Raw genomic sequence first — 17,805 nt, 5'->3', positions numbered from 1 at the left:
CATTTATAACATAATGAAAAAACACCGGAAAAATTGATACTCAATTGTGTAAAAAATAAATATATTAAATTCAATAAATTAAGATGGTTTTGGAAATTATAAAACCATGTTTCAACTTTCTAAATATAATAATAAATGCTAATCAGATTAGAAAAATAAGCAAAAATCAATCAGAAAATGTCAATTTTAGACTGAAAGATGCGTAAATATAGATGTTTGTAAATAATAGAGAAAATATGATGTGGTTTGATAATCAGCATGAAGGGGCTTGGCAAGCAGGCAAAATAGGGGTACATTTCGCCCATCGGTACTACATGCCACTACAAAGAAATGCGGCATTATTATGTAGTCTGTACGTTTATCCAAAAATCAAGCTAGAACAAAGGAGATTTGCATGGCGAATTATCAGGAAGAAATCAAACAAGCAGGTGAGTTAAAACAGAAAATGGGTGCGGGTTGGCATGATGTTACCCCCGAATATGTTGCCCGTATGCGTTTGCAAAACCGTTTCAAAACCGGCTTGGACATCGCAAAATACACTGCTGCTATCATGCGTAAAGATATGGCCGACTACGATGCCGACCATGCCCAATACACTCAATCTCTCGGCTGCTGGCACGGTTTCGTGGCTCAACAAAAGCTGATTTCTATCAAAAAACATCAAAAAACCACTGATAAACGCTATCTATATCTTTCAGGTTGGATGGTTGCCGGTTTGCGTTCTAAATTCGGCCCACTGCCTGACCAATCTATGCATGAAAAAACTTCCGTGCCTGAACTGATTGAAGAAATCTACACTTTTTTGCGCCAAGCCGATGCCCGCGAGTTGGATTTATTGTTTACTGCTTTGGACAACGCCCGTGCTGAAGGCGATAAAGCCAAAGAGCAAGAAATCCAATCACAAATCGACAATTTCCAAACCCATGTTGTACCGATTATTGCCGACATTGATGCCGGTTTCGGTAACGCGGAAGCCACTTACCTGTTGGCGAAAAAACTGATTGAAGCCGGTGCTTGCTGTATCCAAATCGAAAACCAAGTATCCGACGAGAAACAATGTGGTCATCAAGACGGTAAAGTAACCGTGCCGCATTCTGATTTCTTAGCGAAAATCAATGCCGTACGCTACGCATTCTTGGAGCTGGGCGTTGATGACGGCGTAATCGTTGCCCGTACCGACTCTTTGGGTGCAGGCTTGACCAAACAAATCGCGTTCTCTGCCGAAAAAGGTGACTTGGGCGACCAATACAACAGCTTCTTGGACGGCGAAGAAATCACCGACTTGAGCCAAGTGAAACCCGGCGACGTGATTGTGAACACCAACGGCAAAACTATCAAGCCGACCCGTTTGGCCAGCAACCTGTTCCAATTCCGCAAAGGCACCGGTATCGACCGCGTAGTGTTGGATTGTATTACTTCTCTGCAAAACGGTGCCGACCTACTGTGGATTGAAACTGAAAAACCACACGTTGGCCAAATCAAAGAGATGATGGACAAAATCCGCGCCGTTATCCCGAATGCCAAGCTGGTGTACAACAACAGCCCGTCGTTCAACTGGACGCTGAACTTCCGTCAACAAGTGTTCGATGCTTGGAAAGAAGCCGGTAAAGACGTATCTGCTTACGATCGCGCTAAATTGATGAGCGTTGATTATGACGATACCGAATTGGCTAAAGAAGCAGATGAGAAAATCCGCACTTTCCAAAAAGATGCCTCCCGCGAAGCTGGTATTTTCCACCATCTCATCACTCTGCCGACTTACCACACTGCCGCATTGTCTACTGACAACTTGGCTAAAGGCTACTTCGCAGATGAAGGTATGCTGGCTTATGTGAAGAATGTTCAACGTGAGGAAATCCGCCAAGGTTTGGCTTGTGTGAAACACCAAAACATGGCCGGTTCCGACATCGGTGACAACCACAAAGAATACTTTGCCGGTGAAGCTGCGTTGAAAGCAGGCGGTAAAGACAACACAATGAATCAATTCTCTTAATTGGGAATGATGTTTTCAGACAGGCATTGTATGCCTGTCTGAAAACGACCGGCTTTATCGGGCAGAGTTGAGCTGCCTGATAAAGGTACAGGCGAAAGCCTGTATGTTTGTGAAGCGTAAATCTCTGATTTGAGGTATTCGGGGTAACTGTTCAGTTGCCCCCTTTTTTGTTGTTTCTTTATAGTGAGAATGCCTGTTTGAATATGGGGTTTCAGACATACGTTGTGTTTATTTGTGGGGCTGTCCTAGATAACTAGGGTTATTCAAAAGCATTTAAAATAACCCTTATGAAGAAAAGCCGTTTAAGTCAGTATAAACAACACAAGCTAATCGAGCTGTTCGTTGCCGGCGTAACAGCTAGAACAACAGTGGAATTAACAGGTGTTCATAGAAATACTGCCGCTTACTACTTTCATCGTTTACGTTTGCTGATTTATCAAAACAGCCCGCATTTGGAAATGCTCGACGGTGAAAACGAAGCAGACGAAAGCTATTTTGGTGGCCGTAGAAAAGGCAAACGTGGTCGCGGTGCAGCCGGAAAAGTGCCGGTGTTCGGGCTGTTAAAGCGAAACGGTAGGGTTTATACCGTCGCCGTTCCGAATACCCAAACGATCACCTTCCTGCCTATTATCCGAGAGCAGGTTAAGCCTGACAGTATTGTTTATACGGACTGTTACAAAAGCTATGATGTATTGGATGTCAGCGAATTTAACCATTTTCGTATCAATCACAGCGCACATTTTGCGGACAAGCAAAACCACATAAACGGCATTGAGAATTTTTGGAGTCAGGCAAAACGTCATTTACGTAAGTTCAATGGCATTCCCAAAGCTCATTTTGAGCTGTATTTGAAGGAGTGCGAATGGCGTTTTAACCACAGTGAAATAAAGTCTCAATTATCCATTTTAAAACAATTAGTAAGAGAGAATTTGACCTAGTTATCTAGGACAGCCCCTTATTTGTTATATAGTTGTAAACTGGGTCTTTCAGACAGAGTTGGCAGACTTTGAAGTGAATAAAAGCCGTAGCAGTTTCAGAAGTCTCTATATAAATCAGAATAGTTAGTTATGACTTACATTGTTTACGATTATTGTTTAGCTTGCGCTTTTAGCTGCTTGCAGCTTGGCTGTGAAGTTGCTTAGATCCAAACCGGTTTTTTCTTTTATTTCGGAGATAAGGGTGGCAACATCTTTTCCTTGCCCGGCTTGGTGCAGTGCCCACAACAACGAGCAGCGTGTGCCGGTGCGGCAGTAAGCGAGAACAGGGCCATCGTGTGCAGCCAAGGTTTGTGCAAAAGTTTGAGCGTCTGATTCTGTGATTTGTGATCCGATTACCGGCTGGTGTGTAATGTTGCGGATACCTGCGTCGGCAAACCAAGTGGAAACTTCAGTGAAGGTTGGTTGATCGGGTTCTTCTTGATCAGGGCGGTTGCAGATCACGCCGGTAATGCCTAGTTTGGCTGCTTCGGCTGCATCGGTTCGGTTGATTTGGGGCGCAATATACAATTTATCTGTAAGCTGGAAAAAACTCATGATGGTTCCTTTGTGTGGGAGGGGTTTCAGACAGGCATATTGGTTAGGTTGGATTCCGTAATACCTAACCATTTTTCGAGTAGTTGCCGATTGTCGATTTTTAAAAATGCGGTATCAGCCTCAGCTGCCTTAACGATCGTTTCTGTTTCTTTCAGCACGCCTTGGCGGAAATAGTGCAGTTTGGCAGTTTGGCCAATGGAAAGTTGCGACCATTGTTGGACAAAGTCCGAACAGCAAAAACCATTAAGTGCAATCACTTTGTCTTGTGCGCACAATGCGGCATTCTCAGCGCTGCTGTTGTTGAAAACGTGGGTTAGCGTAATGCTTTCTGCATTTTGTATGAAGCGCGCGCCGAAGTCAGGTGCTTCGGGTTGTTCGTCAAAAGTTTCAACCAGAGCGCCGCCGTGACTGCGCGGGGCACTTTGCCATTTTAAGAAAACGCCCGCACTTTTCAGACAGGCTTCCAAGGGTAGGTCACGTGTGCTGAATAAGGCTGTTTGGAAGAAATCTTGTAAATTTAATCCAACAATAGCCTCTGCTTTCTGCTGCCACTCGTTTTCAGACAGGCCTTTTCTTGTATCGAGCCATATTTGGTATAACGCACACATGATGTCGTCCAAACTTTTTTGCTCATTGCTGCGCTGGCGAATGATGAGATCCAGACACATGGCTGCGAGTGCTCCTTTTTGGTAGTAGCTGACAATCGCATTAGGGCTGTTTTCATCTTGTTTGTAATATTTATTCCAAGCGGTAAAGCTGGATTGCGCAAGGGTCTGTTTGGTGCGGCCTTTATTTTGCTGAACTCGGGTCAGATTTTTTGCCTGTAATTTCAAGTAGGCTTCCGGACTGATCACGCCGCTGCGTGCGAGAAATAAATCATCATAATAAGAAGTAATGCCTTCAAACGCCCAAAGTTGCTCGGTATAGCTTTCGTTGTCGAGCCGGTAGGGTAAGAAAGCGGCTGGTTTGATGGATTTTACGTTCCAAGCATGAAAATATTCGTGTGAAAATAGCCCGAGCAGTGATATGTAGTCTTCATAAGCCTCCTCCATATGTTTTTTGGGCAGACATTTTCTGTCTATTTGCAGGGCAGTGCTGCTGATATGTTCCAAACCGCCGTAGATATTGTCGCCAACAAACAGCATAAATAGATATTCTTTGAAAGGCGCAGGAGTAGGGAACATCTGCAATTGGGCTTCGCAGACTTTTTGAATATCACGTCTTAGACGTTCACGGTCAAAATCAGCGTAATAACCGCTGAGGGCAATTTTGTGTGGAATGCCGCAGGCTTCAAAACGAATGGTTTCTATGGTGCCGAATTCAAAAGGATGATCAATCAGTTCGGAATAATTCGCAGCCTGATAATGGTTTTCAGACAGACGTGGAAGTGTGGTGGCGGTTTGCCAGTTTTTCGGTAAATGATTGATTTCAAGAGTACAGGTCTGATGCTCTTGGCCTTCGATGCTGAGAAACATGCAGGCGCCGTCGAAAAAGCCACGTTCGCTACTCAGATAAGCGCCGCGAACGGAAAAATCAAAAGCATAAACTGTGTAGTGAATCTGCCAATCTCCGGCTTTGGCAGCGGTTTTCCAAAGATTTTTAGCTGTTTGGGTTAGATTGGCAGGTTGCCCGTTACAATGAGCTTCAATGGAAATAATATGACGTGAAAAATCCCTAATCATATAACTGCCGGGAACCCAATTGGGCAAACGGAGCACAAAAGAAGTATCATCTTTGTGTACGTAATGTAATGTAATTTGCCATAAGTGGCTTGTAGGAGTAGGGCTTAGAGAATAGTGCAACATAAAGTAGAGTTTTTGTTAAGATTTGTTTGCAGATTTCAACCTGTTTGATATTGGTCAAATAAAGCTTGTTACAAAGCTTATACTCTTACAAAATCCAATATTTGGCAACTCATTTGCATGATTAAACGGGCTGTATGATGATATGACTTGGTTCAAGCTGCATTTTGATTTAAAATACAGAAGTTAAACTTCCATATCCTTGTGAGCTTGTTTTGGGATAAGGTGTTAAATTAAGATAAATTAAATAAGGTGGTTTATAAAAGCTGTTTCAGGCGGCTTTTGTTTGCAAACCTGCCAGATGTTTAAATTGCCATGTTTAATGGAGATCCTCATGGAAACGCAAACTTATAACTACAAGGTGGTGCGTCAATTTGCCATCATGACTGTAGTTTGGGGTGTTGTGGGTATGTTGGTCGGTGTAATTGCTGCCGCCCAATTGTTTGCACCCATGCTCAACCTCTCTGATGTCGGCCCGTGGTTTCACTTCGGCCGTATCCGTCCGTTGCATACTAATGCAGTTATTTTTGCTTTCGGCGGCTGCGGGTTGTTTGCCACGTCTTATTATGTCGTTCAGCGTACATGCAACACGCGTTTGTTCGGCGGAAACTTCCTACCGGCTTTTACCTTCTGGGGTTGGCAGCTTGTAATTTTGCTGGCTGCAATTACCTTGCCGTTGGGTTACACCCAAAGCAAAGAATATGCCGAATTGGAATGGCCGATTGATATTCTGATCGCCGTGGTTTGGGTGGCTTATGCAGTCGTTTTCTTTGGAACATTGGCTAAACGTAAAATCAAACACATCTATGTGGCAAACTGGTTCTACGGCGCATTTATTTTGGCAGTGGCCTTATTGCATATTGTCAATAACATCAGCATTCCTGCTGGATTAATGAAATCATACCCTGTGTATGCCGGTGCCATTGATGCGATGGTTCAATGGTGGTACGGGCACAATGCTGTAGGTTTCTTCTTAACAGCTGGTTTCTTGGGCATGATGTATTACTTTGTGCCGAAGCAAGCAGGTCGTCCGGTGTATTCATACCGTTTGTCAGTTGTGCACTTCTGGGCATTAATTTTTACTTATATGTGGGCAGGTTCTCACCACTTGCACTATACCGCATTGCCAGACTGGACCCAGTCTTTAGGTATGGTATTGTCTTTGATTCTGTTTGCACCTTCTTGGGGCGGTATGATTAACGGCATCATGACCTTGTCTGGTGCGTGGGATAAGCTGCGTACTGATCCGATTCTCAAGTTTTTGGTGGTATCGCTTTCTTTCTACGGTATGTCTACCTTCGAAGGTCCGATGATGTCTATCAAAACAGTTAACGCTTTGAGCCATTACACAGACTGGACGGTCGGTCACGTTCACTCAGGCGCCCTTGGCTGGGTAGGCTTTATTACCATCGGTTCGATTTATTATTTGGTTCCCCGTTTGTTCGGTCAGAAAGAAATGTACAGTGTTAAATTGATAGAAATGCATTTCTGGATCGCTACTGTCGGCGTGGTGCTTTATATCTCATCAATGTGGATTTCAGGTGTGATGCAAGGCTTGATGTGGGGTGCTTTGAATACTGACGGTACACTGACTTATTCATTTGTGGAGTCTGTTAAAGACAGCAAACCTTTCTATGTGGTACGTTTTGTTGGTGGTTTGCTGTATTTAAGCGGTATGCTGATTATGGCTTATAACGTATTGCGTACTGTTTCGGTTGGTAAAGCTGTTGATGCAGAAATTCCTTCGCTGACCCAATCACAGCATCACTAAAGAATAAGAGAATAGGCTACCAAAATGAAATTACAACAACTTGTTGAAGAAAAAGTTGGCTTTTTGATTGTGTTCACTTTTTTAGTGATTAGTGTAGGTTTACTGGTTGAAATTGTACCGTTATTTTTCACGAAGGCTGTGACCGAACCGACTAAAGGGGTGAAACCTTACAATGCTCTGCAAGTAGCAGGACGAGATATTTATGTTCGGGAAGGCTGTTATAACTGCCATTCTCAAATGATTCGCCCTTTCCGTGCTGAAACTGAGCGTTACGGTCATTATTCTGTTGGAGGAGAGTCTGTTTATGACCGTCCTTTCCAATGGGGTTCAAAACGTACCGGCCCTGATTTGGCGAGGGTTGGTGGTCGTTATTCTGATGAATGGCATCGCTTGCATTTACTGGATCCGCGTAGCGTTGTTCCTGAATCTAATATGCCTGCCTTCCCATGGTTGGCGCGTAATAAAGTAGATTCGGAATCAGTAGTTACTCGAATGAAAGCTTTGCGGGCTGTGGGTACTCCGTATAGTGATGAAGAAATAGCCAAAGCTCCTGAATTGTTGAAAGACAAATCAGAAATGGAAGCAGTAATTGCTTATCTGCAAGGCTTGGGCTTGGCGCTGAAGAAAAGGTAATGTCATGGATGTGAATTGGGCGCGGAGCTTGTTTACAGTTTGGATTTTCGTCAGTTTTATTTTGGTGCTGTATGTTGTATTCAGCAAACGAAATAAAAAAAATCATGAAGATGCGGGTAAAAGTATTATTCAAGATGATGATTCGCCACGCTGAAAATTCCCGCCCAATAAATAATCCCGTGATAACGGAGCTAAATACATGAACACAAATTCACAATTTACCAGCAGTTTTTGGAGTTACTACATCATTGCCATCGTGGTACTAAGCATTATTGGATTGCTATGGCTTTTATTTTCTCAGAATAAAGTAAAGGCACCGCCAAAAGGTGAAGATGTTAAAACCATGGGTCATTCATGGGATGGTATTGAAGAATATAACAACCCATTGCCTCGCTGGTGGTTTGGCCTGTATCTCCTTACAGTATTTTTTGGGGTAGGTTACTTGTTAGCCTATCCTGGTTTGGGAGACTTTAAAGGCTTTTTGGGCTGGAGTAGTAAAGGGCAATATGAAGAGGAAGTAAAAAAGGCAGATGCTGAATATGGCAAGATTTATGCCAAATTTGCCAAAATGCCGATTGCAGAAGTAGCAAAAGATCCGCAAGCTCAGCGCATTGGTAAAAATCTGTTTGATACTTACTGTATTCAATGTCATGGTTCTGATGCTAAAGGTTCCCGTGGTTTTCCCAACTTGACTGATAATGATTGGTTGTGGGGCGGTACTCCTGAGAAGATTCATGAAACCATTAAAAACGGCCGTATCGGTATTATGGCTGCATGGGGTCCTGTTTTAGGTGAAGAGCGGGTAAAAGATGTTGCGAACTATGTGATGTCGCTTTCTAAAGACGAAGGTAGTTACGATCCTGAGCGTGCCGCTCGTGGTAATGCTATTTTCCATGGCCCGCCTGCAAACTGCTACACTTGTCATGGCGACAAAGGCCAAGGTATTCAAGGTAGTGGCCCGAACTTAACTGATGATACTTGGTTGTGGGGAGGTACTCAGAAAGCAATTATGGAAACCATTACCAATGGCCGTCATAACCAAATGCCGGCATGGGGCAATTTCTTAGATGATGACAAGATGCATATCATGACAGCCTACGTATGGGGATTGTCACATAAAGATGGAAAAGCCTTGCCTACTGATACTGAGAATGCATTAGGTGAAAAAGCGGCTAAGGCAGCCGGTGCAACAACAGCAAAAACTACTGAACCTCAAGCATCTCCGGCTTCTGCAGCAACACAGACATCCGCTGCGTCAGCTGTAGCTTCTTCTGGTGTCGCTGGCGATAAAGCTGAAGTAACTTTTGATACACAAGCAGGTAGTGGTGTAGCTGTTTTCTACTTTGCTACGGGTAAGAGTGATGTTGCTGAGAATGCCAACCTTATTTTGCAAGATTTGATTAAGGCTGGCAAAGACGGTAAAAAACTGATTATTAGTGGTTTTACTGATAGTACAGGGAATGTGAAAGCTAATGCGGAGTTGTCTAAGAAGCGTGCTCAAGCAGTAAAAGCATTTTTGGAAGCTCAAGGTGTGGACGCAAAAAATATTGAATTGCGTAAACCTGAGAATACAACTGCAGCACAAGGAAACGATGCTGAAGGCCGCCGTGTTGAAGTGAGAATAGAAGGTTGATAAAGCTTTGAGTAAAGAAAAATCCCGACTAGTCATAGCCGGGATTTTTTACTAAGCAATTTTGGTAAGGAGCCCTTATTTAAAAATGTGGTGTTTAGTAAATTGATACAAGACTGAGTGTCGCAAACGGTAACACAGTTTGCTATCCCTTTTTCTGCTCATTTGCAGTTCAATTAAGGATAAAAAATAATAGAGAGTTTCTCACATCTTTACGAGTAAGCGATGATTTAAAGAATACCTTACTCTTTATAGTCGATCAATTTAACTTTTGCTATTGCGTTTCTGTGCCTCACCGTACTATTTGTACTTTCTTCGGCTTGCTGCCTTGTAACAAAATTAATTTGATTAACTATTATTTCTTATCGCATCCTAATTGAGGTAATACGGAACCTTTTCCTAAAGACAGTAAACCACTTTGTGAATACACACCAAGTTTGCCCCGTGTATCGGTAATATCCAAATTGCGCATAGTCAATTGGCCAATGCGGTCTGCTGGAGTAAAGGCAGCATTTTCCACTTTTTCCATAGACAGGCGTTCGGGTTGATAAGTTAGATTGGGTGATTCGGTATTTAAAATCAAATAATCATTACCGTGGTGCAATTCGAGCGTTACTTCACCAGTAATAGCTTTTGCAACCCAACGTTGGGCAGTTTCGCGTAACATCAATGCTTGCGGGTCAAACCAGCGACCTTGATAAAGTAGGCGGCCTAAGCGTAAACCATTGATACGGTACTGTTCGATGGTATCTTCATTATGAATACCTGTCACTAAGCGTTCGTAAGCAATATGCAGTAAAGCCATGCCTGGGGCTTCATAAATGCCGCGCGATTTGGCTTCAATGATACGGTTTTCAATTTGGTCACTCATGCCTAGGCCGTGACGACCACCGATACGATTGGCTTCCAGAAATAATTCAACAGGATCTGCAAAGGTTTTACCGTTTAAAGCAACAGGCACGCCTTCTTCAAAGCGTACGGTCACTTCTTCAGGTTTAATTTCTACATTTTCATCCCAAAAAGCAACGCCCATAATAGGCTTCACAATTTTGATGCCGGTATTTAAAAACTCGAGATCTTTGGCCTCGTGTGTTGCACCGAGCATATTAGAATCGGTGGAATAGGCTTTTTCGACAGACATTTTATAATCAAAGCCATTGGCAATCAGAAACTCGCTCATTTCTTGGCGGCCGCCAAGTTCGTCGATAAACGTTTGGTCTAACCAAGGTTTATAAATGCGCAAGTGTGGATTGGTTAGCAATCCGTAGCGATAGAAACGTTCGATATCATTGCCTTTATAAGTGGAACCATCACCCCAGATATTCACGTCATCTTCTTTCATGGTAGAAACCAACATAGTGCCTGTTACCGCGCGCCCAAGAGGGGTGGTATTGAAATAGGCAATGCCGCCGGTGGTAATGTGAAAAGCGCCACACTGAATTGCAGCAATGCCTTCGTGTGCCAGCTGACTGCGGCAATCAATCAAGCGGGCTTGTTCTGCACCATATTCCAAAGCTTTTTTGGGAATGGCGTTATAATCCTCTTCATCCGGCTGCCCGAGGTTGGCCGTATAAGCATAGGGTAGGGCGCCTTTGAGTTTCATCCATAATAATGCGGCAGAAGTGTCTAGGCCGCCGGAGAACGCAATGCCGACTTTTTGGCCGACGGGCAGGTTTTGTAAGATGGTATGATTGCTCATTGTCGGATAGTTCCTGTGTTGATTTTTCTCAGATGTAAAATTCCTTATTATTGTACGAATCCTTTGATTAGTCTAGGGCTTGGCTCGCGCCAGCTAAGAAAAATTACTTGTTTGCGGTTTTCAGACAGGCATAGAGAGAAAGGTTGTGTGAGGTATGCAATTTAATTTAATTATCATCGGCGACGAGATATTGCACGGTTCGCGAGAAGACAAACATTTTATTTTCTTCAAAACGCTTTTAGAACAACATGGTTTCCAGTTGGGCATGGTGCAATATCTGCCGGACGACCGGGAAATTCTGATACGCCAACTTAAGCGCAGTTTTGAAGATGGGATGCCGACATTTGTAACCGGCGGTATAGGTTCAACTCCTGATGACCATACGCGTCAGGCTGCTGCTGAAGCGTTGGGTTTGGATATCGAAAATCATCCTGTTGCGGCAGGCTATATTGAGCAGGTAACGCTCAGTCGAGGTGAAACGCTCGATTCGCTTGAGCATCAGCGCCGCCTGACGATGGCGGATTTTCCTAAAGGCTCTGAATTGGTGGAGAATGCGTATAATCGGATTGCCGGCTTTTCCATTCGTGAGCATTATTTCTTGCCCGGTTTTCCCGTTATGGTGGCGCCAATGGCAGAGTGGGTGTTGGATCGTTATTATGCAGACAAGTTTAACCAACTCGAACAGGCATCTCGCTCTGTATGGGTATTTAAGCTGCCGGAATCCCGGATCGGCCGTTTGATGGAGCAGATCCAGCAAGATTATCCGGGTGTGAAAACGTTTAGCCTGCCAACCGAGAAAACTGAGCATAGGGATGCGCATATTGAGTTTGGCATTAAAGCATCTGGTGAGGCTTGTAAGTTGCTTGATGTTGCTTGGCCGGAAGTATTGGCTGAGTTGGAAAAATTGGGCGGAAGGCTGGAAGAAATCAAGCGATAGAATTCACAGAAATGACAATGCCTGTCTGAAAATATAGCCCGGCATTCTTTAATGAAGCCCTGTTTTCAGACAGGCATTGTTAATCGAATAAATAAAAAACCGACAATTTAACAATTGCTTAACTATACCGGTGTGTGATGCGGGACAAACTAACGGTAACGCCTGAAATGTTCAGCCATTGAATACAGGATGCTGGCGGTCAACCCCCAAATATCGTAATGCAAGTAAGGCAGAGCAGGAGACTGTACTGTGCGATTTTGATATTGGAATATGCGTTGTTGGTAGTTAGCCGTATCCAGTGCAAGCGATAGCGGCACATAGAAAGCTTCGGCCACTTCGCTCGGGTTCAATGTGAGCCGAGGTTCGGTTTCAGATAAAGCGGGCACGGTATAAACAGCGTAACCGCTGGGAGTGTAGCACGGTGGAATAATGTCGAAAGTTTCCCACGTATGGCAAGGCGTGCCGACTTCTTCGTGTGCTTCCCGCAAGGCGGTTTCGGTGAGAGAAGCGTCTTCTGTGTCATACCCGCCACCGGGAAAAGCAACTTGCCCTGTATGGTGTTTGAGGGTTTCTGCGCGCTTGGTCAGTAATATCTGCCATTCTTCCTGACGAGGCACCAAGGCGAGTAAAACGGCGGCAGGCCGGAATGAATCGGCGGGCTGTTCAATAAAAAGCGTATTTCGCTTGTTTAATAAGCCATGTTGTTGAGAAGACAAACTTTTGAGGAAATCGCGCAAGGTTTCAGTGTTCATAATTTATGGTTTTCAGACAGGCATTGGAGGCATTATATGCCCGTCTGAAAAGCTTTTGCACCTCTCGTTAATTGTTGCAAAAATCGCCTTTGCTTTATGCCTTGTGATAAAGTAGCGATTTATTTTTACTCGGTAATTAATGAATTAAAGTGTTGCAGTTGATTTTAGATATGGGATTTGCTGTATCGGTTTGAGAAAGATACGGGTGCGCAGCTTCCATAATTTATTGTCCAAGACGCGCTACACACTCTGACAGCAGCCGCTCAACAAATTTTTAGGTATTAAAGCGACCGCTGGATATGCCACACCAAAGGGAATGTTATGCCTTTTTTTCAAAAACGTTTTCAACCGCTAGTATCGTCATTATTGTTAAGCGTTGCTTTGCCTGCTTTCGCGTCTAATGAAGTGCCGCAGTCTTCCGATTATCAGTTTATTGAGTCGGCTGCAAAAAAAGCAAAAGAAGAACCACAGATTAGCGAATATGAGCGCCGCGCGCGTTTGGTCAAACGCTCCAGCGAACTGTTTACCCTTTTGGGTGGTGAAATTGCCCTGCAAAAAGGCGATGTTGCTACGGCGCTGGCAAGTTATATGGTTGCGTTTAACCGGACCAAAGATCCCAAAGTTGGGGAGCGGGCTATGGAAATGGCAATCAGCCTGCATGCTTATGAACAGGCTGAAACGATTTACCAGCGTTGGCGAGAAATTGAACCTGAGCCAAGCGAGGCGCAGCAGCGTATGGCTTGGGTGCGCAGCTTGACCCTGAAGGAGTTTAGTGCAGTTGAGAAAAACTTTGATAAGGTTATGGAAAAAGCGGATAGCGAAAGCAAGCGCAAATTATTTTTGCAGCTGGCTCAAGCCGCGATAGAGCATCCGGAATTTGCCAAGCGCGTTGACCGTAAAGTCAAACGTGCAACCAAGCCTTATCCCGACATGCCGGAAGCAGTTATTACACAGGCGATTTTCAGCTCGTTGGCCAATGATGAGCAAGGTGCAATTCAGGCTTTGCAACGGTTAACCGAACTGGATACCCAAATTGTGCCTGCTACAATGTTTACATTGCGTCTGATCGGTCAGCAGAATCCTGAAATTTTGAATAAATTCTTTGCCGAAGCAAAAACAAATCAGCTTTCCACAGTATGGCGCGAGCTTCAAGTGGAAGGTCTGATATATTCGGGAAAATATTCTGAAGCCTATGATCTGCTGCAAGAGCTTTTAAAAGAAAAACCGGATGCAGATCTTTATATGCAGGCAGCGCTTTTGGCGATTACGCAAAAAGCAGAGTTGCCGGTTATTTTGTCTTATCTGGAACAAGTTTATAACATTGGTACGCAGGAGCAGAGAAGCCGGGCGGCGGCTGTTGCAGCCATGCGTTATGCCGATGTAAAAAATCATCAGGCGGCACGCGAATGGGCAGCAAAAATCAAAGCCCCTGGATATGCGTTTGACAGATTGGTGTTGAGCGCATCAATCGAAGCAGAATCGGGTAATTGGCAAAAAGCAACAGAACATGTGAAAGCCGCACAAAACCTGCCTGAGCAGCAAGGTAACTTTTTTACCGATGAAGATTTATTCAGGGTGCAATTATTCACTTTGGTAAAGCATAAAAATCCGCGTCAGGCAGTGCAAGAAATCAATGCTCTTTATGAAAAAGTCAATAAACAGAAAGATAACCAAGAAAAGCTGGCCGATGTGCTGTATCAACGTGCCATCATTTATGCCGATAATCTGAACGAACCTGAAAAAGCCATTGCCGACTTGAAACGCTATCGTGAGCTGCGCCCCGATAGTGTTGAGGGTATGAATGCTTTAGGCTATACCATGTTGAGTGCGCCCGGAAATAATATAGAAGAAGCGTTTCAATTGATTGAAGCAGCCTATCGCTTGGAGCCGGAATCTGCCGCAATCAACGATAGTTTGGGTTGGGCATACTTATTAAAGGGCGATACCACCACCGCTTTGCCTTATTTGGAATTTGCTTTCGAGCAGCAGCCTGACCCTGAAGTTGCCTCTCATTTAGGCGAAGCATATTGGAAACTTGGCCGAAGGGAGCAAGCCAAAGAAGTGTTTAAAAAAGGCTTGAAGGAAAAAGAAGGTAAGCGTTCGATTTTGCTGGAAACGATGAAACGATTAGGTGTGGTGTTGCCTAAAACAAAATAACTGTACCCCGGTTGAATACGGTCAGTCAATATTGCTGTTTGCAGGGTATTGAAATGTTGAATTAATGCCTGTCTGAAAATCTTTCAGACAGGCATCGCTTACACGAGGAAGCAAATATGATGAAATTTTCCCATATTGCAGGAATATTGCTAATTAGCGCGGTATTAAGTGCCTGTACTTCGATTTACCCCAAAACGGATGCTTGGAGAGAACAGGGGGAGTTGAATGAATTTAATGCCGATGGCCGTCTGGCTGTTAAGGTAAACGAAAAAGGTTCGTATGCTAATTTTGACTGGACGTATCAAAATGGTGTGCAAACCATTGATGTGAACACGCCGTTGGGTAGTACCATGGGGCAATTGTGTCAGGATGCACAAGGCGTGGTAGCGGTAGACAGTAACGGTAAAATCTTTAGTGCCGCAACAGCGCAGGAGTTAAGTGAGCAGCTTTTGGGTTATGAATTGCCGGTACAATATTTGAATATCTGGGCAGCGGGGCAATGGGTGAAAGGCGTGCCTCATCATGTTTCCAGCGATGGGCGCCTGCAGCAATTTAATTGGACGATTACAAGGCAGCTCAACCAAAACGGAATGCCGCGAGTGTTATTGCTGGAAAGCAGCAAGCTTACCTTGCGACTGATATTTGACAACATGCAGCCTCTTGCTCGGGATGCGCAGGCAGCCACGCAATGCGCCGCAAGAGGCATGCAATGAGTATCCCTGCAAATGTTCAGGCTTTTCCGGCTCCGGCGAAGTTAAATCTGGATCTTAGAATTACAGGTCGTCGCAGCAATGGTTATCATGAACTGGAAAGTATTTTTTGTTTGATTGCTTTGTATGACACCTTGTATCTTAATGTGCGAAAAGATAGTGCAATTGTGTTGCATACACCAATACCTGGTGTGGACCCGGAGCATGATTTGACTGTACGTGCTGCCAAATTATTACAAAAGCAAACAGCAAGTAAGCTTGGTGTAGATATCTGGCTGGAAAAGAAAATACCTATGGGCGGTGGCTTGGGAGGAGGTAGCTCGGATGCTGCAACCGTGCTGATTGCCTTAAACCGTTTATGGGTATGTGGCTTAAACCGGCAGCAACTAATGAATTTGGGAGTGCAGCTGGGTGCGGATGTGCCGTTTTTTATATTCGGGCGTAATGCTTTTGCTAGAGGCATCGGTGAGCAATTGACTGAGATGGATATACCGAAGCAATGGTATGTAATAATCAAGCCGGACGTACATGTGAGTACCGAGAAGATTTTTTCACATAAAAACTTGACGCGTGATTCAAAAACGAGGATAATCGCCTGCTTTCAAGCATTGCAGCCTTTTAGAAATGATATGCAAAAGGTTGTGTTTGAAGAGTATCCGCAAGTTTTTGCAGCTTTCGAAGATTTGAAAGTATATGGTAATCCGTTAATGACGGGTTCTGGGGCTTGTGTGTTTGTTTCAACAAGCTCTAAAGAAAAAGCTGAAATAATCTACAGTAATGTTTCAAAAAAATATCAGGCATTTTGCGTAGAAGGTTTACCGCAACACCCTTTGTTTGATATATAATACTTTGAAGCGTTGGGGATTCGCCAAGTTGGTTAAGGCACCGGATTTTGATTCCGGCATTCGTAGGTTCGAATCCTACATCCCCAGCCAACCGAATTATTGGGGATTCGCCAAGTTGGTTAAGGCACCGGATTTTGATTCCGGCATTCGTAGGTTCGAATCCTACATCCCCAGCCAAACAAAAGCGTGTAAGTTAGCTTGCACGCTTTTATTACGTTTAACCGTAAAAAATGCCGTTTGTGCTTTGATGAAATGCGGTAGACGCGTATAATACGTTTCCAAATTAATTTTGAGAAACAAGGAAGCTAACGATGTTTCCTGAGTGCAAAAAAACGATCTTGGATGATGACGAAATGGCAGCATATGACAGCTTGATGGTGTTTACCGGGAACGCTAATCCTGAATTGGCAAAAAATGTGGTCAAACACTTAGGTATTTCATTAGGTAATGCCTCTGTGGGCAGATTTTCAGATGGTGAAGTTGCCATTGAGTTGTTGGAAAATGTTCGTGGTCGAGATGTCTTTATTGTGCAGCCTACTTGCGCGCCCACAAATGATAATTTGATGGAAGTATTGACTATGGCTGATGCGTTAAAAAGGGCGTCCGCGGGCCGGATTACAGCGGCTATCCCCTATTTTGGTTATGCACGACAAGACCGTCGACCGCGCTCTGTTCGTGTGCCTATCTCAGCTAAACTTGTGGCTAATATGCTGTACTCTGCCGGGATTGACAGAGTTTTAACAGTTGATTTGCATGCGGATCAAATACAGGGTTTTTTTGATATCCCTGTGGATAATATTTATGCTACGCCGATTTTAATTAATGACATACAACAGCAACGTATAGAGAATTTGACTGTTGTGAGCCCTGATATCGGCGGTGTTGTGCGCGCCCGCGCAGTTGCAAAAATGCTGAATGTTGATTTGGCAATTATTGATAAACGGCGCCCCAAAGCTAATGTGGCAGAAGTAATGAATATTATTGGTGATATACAAGGTCGTACATGTTTGATTGTTGATGATATGATCGATACTGCAAATACCTTGTGTAAAGCCGCCTCGGCTTTGAAAGACAGGGGAGCGGAGCGTGTATTGGCATATGCTACTCATCCTGTTTTTTCAGGTGAGGCGATAAGCCGGATTGCTTCTTCAGATATTGATCAAGTGGTTGTGACAGATACCATCCCCTTGTCTGAAGAAGGAAAGAAATGTTCGAAAATCCGCCAAGTAACCATTGCCGGTTTGTTGGCTGAAACGGTAAGACGAATTAGTAATGAAGAGTCCGTTTCTTATTTATTTAACGAAGAACTTGTAGCACCGGGAGCGATATTTCTCCCATAATTCT

15 protein-coding genes and 2 tRNA genes are annotated in these 17,805 nt (G+C 44.0%); 13 read left to right on the top strand and 4 right to left on the bottom strand.

What is annotated here, in order from left to right; translation table 11 throughout:
• Positions 1–394 precede the first annotated feature (394 nt).
• Both HMPREF9370_RS10230 and HMPREF9370_RS10225 read left to right on the top strand, forming a co-directional pair.
• Positions 395–1,993, top strand: coding sequence for an isocitrate lyase (locus tag HMPREF9370_RS10230; protein WP_009117428.1), 1,599 nt, complete (start codon positions 395–397; stop codon positions 1,991–1,993).
• A 287-nt stretch (positions 1,994–2,280) separates the two neighbouring features.
• Positions 2,281–2,931: an IS1595-like element ISNwa1 family transposase gene (locus HMPREF9370_RS10225; RefSeq protein ID WP_009117427.1), complete on the top strand. Its 651-nt coding sequence runs from the start codon at positions 2,281–2,283 to the stop codon at positions 2,929–2,931.
• Positions 2,932–3,087: 156 nt separating this feature from the next.
• Here the strand turns inward: HMPREF9370_RS10225 and HMPREF9370_RS10220 are convergent, their stop codons facing one another.
• Together HMPREF9370_RS10220 and HMPREF9370_RS10215 are read right to left on the bottom strand one after the other, a co-directional pair.
• The gene (locus tag HMPREF9370_RS10220; protein ID WP_009117426.1) at positions 3,088–3,525 is read right to left on the bottom strand and encodes a TIGR01244 family sulfur transferase; all 438 of its coding nucleotides are present in this window, start codon (positions 3,523–3,525) and stop codon (positions 3,088–3,090) included.
• A gap of 26 nt (positions 3,526–3,551) precedes the next feature.
• The gene (locus tag HMPREF9370_RS10215; RefSeq protein WP_040667172.1) at positions 3,552–5,330 is read right to left on the bottom strand and encodes a M61 family metallopeptidase; all 1,779 of its coding nucleotides are present in this window, start codon (positions 5,328–5,330) and stop codon (positions 3,552–3,554) included.
• Positions 5,331–5,661: 331 nt separating this feature from the next.
• On the opposite strand from HMPREF9370_RS10215, the gene ccoN reads away from it, so the two are divergent.
• From ccoN to ccoP, 4 genes are read left to right on the top strand one after another with little or no spacing between them, the layout of a single operon-like run.
• Entirely contained in the window at positions 5,662–7,098 is a 1,437-nt protein-coding gene (gene ccoN, locus HMPREF9370_RS10210; protein ID WP_174262999.1) for a cytochrome-c oxidase, cbb3-type subunit I, read from the top strand.
• A 24-nt stretch (positions 7,099–7,122) separates the two neighbouring features.
• On the top strand, positions 7,123–7,731 hold the full coding sequence (gene ccoO / locus HMPREF9370_RS10205; RefSeq protein ID WP_009117423.1) for a cytochrome-c oxidase, cbb3-type subunit II: 609 nt from the start codon (positions 7,123–7,125) through the stop codon (positions 7,729–7,731).
• Between the two features lie 4 nt (positions 7,732–7,735).
• Complete coding sequence (locus tag HMPREF9370_RS10200; RefSeq protein WP_009117422.1) at positions 7,736–7,885, top strand: cbb3-type cytochrome oxidase subunit 3; 150 nt, start codon at positions 7,736–7,738, stop codon at positions 7,883–7,885.
• A gap of 45 nt (positions 7,886–7,930) precedes the next feature.
• A complete protein-coding gene (gene ccoP, locus HMPREF9370_RS10195) occupies positions 7,931–9,364 on the top strand; it encodes a cytochrome-c oxidase, cbb3-type subunit III (protein ID WP_009117421.1) in 1,434 nt (477 codons plus the stop codon).
• A 352-nt stretch (positions 9,365–9,716) separates the two neighbouring features.
• On the opposite strand, the gene argG is transcribed toward ccoP, so the two are convergent.
• The gene (gene argG / locus HMPREF9370_RS10190) at positions 9,717–11,060 is read right to left on the bottom strand and encodes an argininosuccinate synthase (protein WP_009117420.1); all 1,344 of its coding nucleotides are present in this window, start codon (positions 11,058–11,060) and stop codon (positions 9,717–9,719) included.
• Between the two features lie 154 nt (positions 11,061–11,214).
• On the opposite strand from argG, the gene HMPREF9370_RS10185 reads away from it, so the two are divergent.
• On the top strand, positions 11,215–11,997 hold the full coding sequence (locus HMPREF9370_RS10185; RefSeq protein WP_009117419.1) for a competence/damage-inducible protein A: 783 nt from the start codon (positions 11,215–11,217) through the stop codon (positions 11,995–11,997).
• 149 nt (positions 11,998–12,146) lie between these two features.
• On the opposite strand, the gene HMPREF9370_RS10180 is transcribed toward HMPREF9370_RS10185, so the two are convergent.
• Positions 12,147–12,749 carry an NUDIX hydrolase gene (locus tag HMPREF9370_RS10180; protein WP_009117418.1) on the bottom strand — a complete coding sequence of 201 codons (603 nt, stop codon included), beginning with the start codon at positions 12,747–12,749 and terminating at the stop codon, positions 12,147–12,149.
• A 321-nt stretch (positions 12,750–13,070) separates the two neighbouring features.
• Here HMPREF9370_RS10180 and HMPREF9370_RS10175 point away from each other — a divergent pair, with 321 nt between their 5' ends.
• The 6 genes from HMPREF9370_RS10175 to HMPREF9370_RS10150 all read left to right on the top strand — a co-directional run bounded on the left by HMPREF9370_RS10175 (position 13,071) and on the right by HMPREF9370_RS10150 (position 17,801).
• Positions 13,071–14,906 carry a tetratricopeptide repeat protein gene (locus HMPREF9370_RS10175; RefSeq protein ID WP_009117416.1) on the top strand — a complete coding sequence of 612 codons (1,836 nt, stop codon included), beginning with the start codon at positions 13,071–13,073 and terminating at the stop codon, positions 14,904–14,906.
• A gap of 119 nt (positions 14,907–15,025) precedes the next feature.
• A complete protein-coding gene (gene lolB, locus HMPREF9370_RS10170) occupies positions 15,026–15,619 on the top strand; it encodes a lipoprotein insertase outer membrane protein LolB (protein ID WP_040667658.1) in 594 nt (197 codons plus the stop codon).
• A complete protein-coding gene (gene ispE, locus HMPREF9370_RS10165; protein ID WP_040667170.1) occupies positions 15,616–16,461 on the top strand; it encodes a 4-(cytidine 5'-diphospho)-2-C-methyl-D-erythritol kinase in 846 nt (281 codons plus the stop codon). The genes lolB and ispE overlap by 4 nt, the downstream gene beginning before the upstream one ends.
• A 13-nt stretch (positions 16,462–16,474) precedes the next feature.
• Positions 16,475–16,551, top strand: a tRNA-Gln gene (locus HMPREF9370_RS10160).
• A gap of 10 nt (positions 16,552–16,561) precedes the next feature.
• A tRNA-Gln gene (locus HMPREF9370_RS10155) sits at positions 16,562–16,638 on the top strand.
• A gap of 176 nt (positions 16,639–16,814) precedes the next feature.
• The gene (locus HMPREF9370_RS10150) at positions 16,815–17,801 is read left to right on the top strand and encodes a ribose-phosphate pyrophosphokinase (RefSeq protein WP_107688277.1); all 987 of its coding nucleotides are present in this window, start codon (positions 16,815–16,817) and stop codon (positions 17,799–17,801) included.
• Positions 17,802–17,805: the final 4 nt, after the last annotated feature.

Source organism: Neisseria wadsworthii 9715, assembly GCF_000227765.1.
Lineage (GTDB): Bacteria > Pseudomonadota > Gammaproteobacteria > Burkholderiales > Neisseriaceae > Neisseria > Neisseria wadsworthii.
This window is presented reverse-complemented; position numbering and strand designations above follow the sequence as displayed.

What these genes read in the sequence shown, in the direction of transcription:
- HMPREF9370_RS10180 (WP_009117418.1), bottom strand. Translation starts at nt 12,749, where the DNA reads ATGAACACTGAAACCTTGCGCGATTTCCTCAAAAGTTTGTCTTCTCAA.
- HMPREF9370_RS10220 (WP_009117426.1), bottom strand. Translation starts at nt 3,525, where the DNA reads ATGAGTTTTTTCCAGCTTACAGATAAATTGTATATTGCGCCCCAAATC.
- HMPREF9370_RS10185 (WP_009117419.1), top strand. Translation starts at nt 11,215, where the DNA reads ATGCAATTTAATTTAATTATCATCGGCGACGAGATATTGCACGGTTCG.
- ccoP (WP_009117421.1), top strand. Translation starts at nt 7,931, where the DNA reads ATGAACACAAATTCACAATTTACCAGCAGTTTTTGGAGTTACTACATC.
- HMPREF9370_RS10150 (WP_107688277.1), top strand. Translation starts at nt 16,815, where the DNA reads ATGGCAGCATATGACAGCTTGATGGTGTTTACCGGGAACGCTAATCCT.
- HMPREF9370_RS10200 (WP_009117422.1), top strand. Translation starts at nt 7,736, where the DNA reads ATGGATGTGAATTGGGCGCGGAGCTTGTTTACAGTTTGGATTTTCGTC.
- HMPREF9370_RS10175 (WP_009117416.1), top strand. Translation starts at nt 13,071, where the DNA reads ATGCCTTTTTTTCAAAAACGTTTTCAACCGCTAGTATCGTCATTATTG.
- ccoN (WP_174262999.1), top strand. Translation starts at nt 5,662, where the DNA reads ATGGAAACGCAAACTTATAACTACAAGGTGGTGCGTCAATTTGCCATC.
- ispE (WP_040667170.1), top strand. Translation starts at nt 15,616, where the DNA reads ATGAGTATCCCTGCAAATGTTCAGGCTTTTCCGGCTCCGGCGAAGTTA.
- lolB (WP_040667658.1), top strand. Translation starts at nt 15,026, where the DNA reads ATGAAATTTTCCCATATTGCAGGAATATTGCTAATTAGCGCGGTATTA.
- HMPREF9370_RS10230 (WP_009117428.1), top strand. Translation starts at nt 395, where the DNA reads ATGGCGAATTATCAGGAAGAAATCAAACAAGCAGGTGAGTTAAAACAG.
- HMPREF9370_RS10225 (WP_009117427.1), top strand. Translation starts at nt 2,281, where the DNA reads ATGAAGAAAAGCCGTTTAAGTCAGTATAAACAACACAAGCTAATCGAG.
- argG (WP_009117420.1), bottom strand. Translation starts at nt 11,060, where the DNA reads ATGAGCAATCATACCATCTTACAAAACCTGCCCGTCGGCCAAAAAGTC.
- HMPREF9370_RS10215 (WP_040667172.1), bottom strand. Translation starts at nt 5,330, where the DNA reads ATGTTGCACTATTCTCTAAGCCCTACTCCTACAAGCCACTTATGGCAA.
- ccoO (WP_009117423.1), top strand. Translation starts at nt 7,123, where the DNA reads ATGAAATTACAACAACTTGTTGAAGAAAAAGTTGGCTTTTTGATTGTG.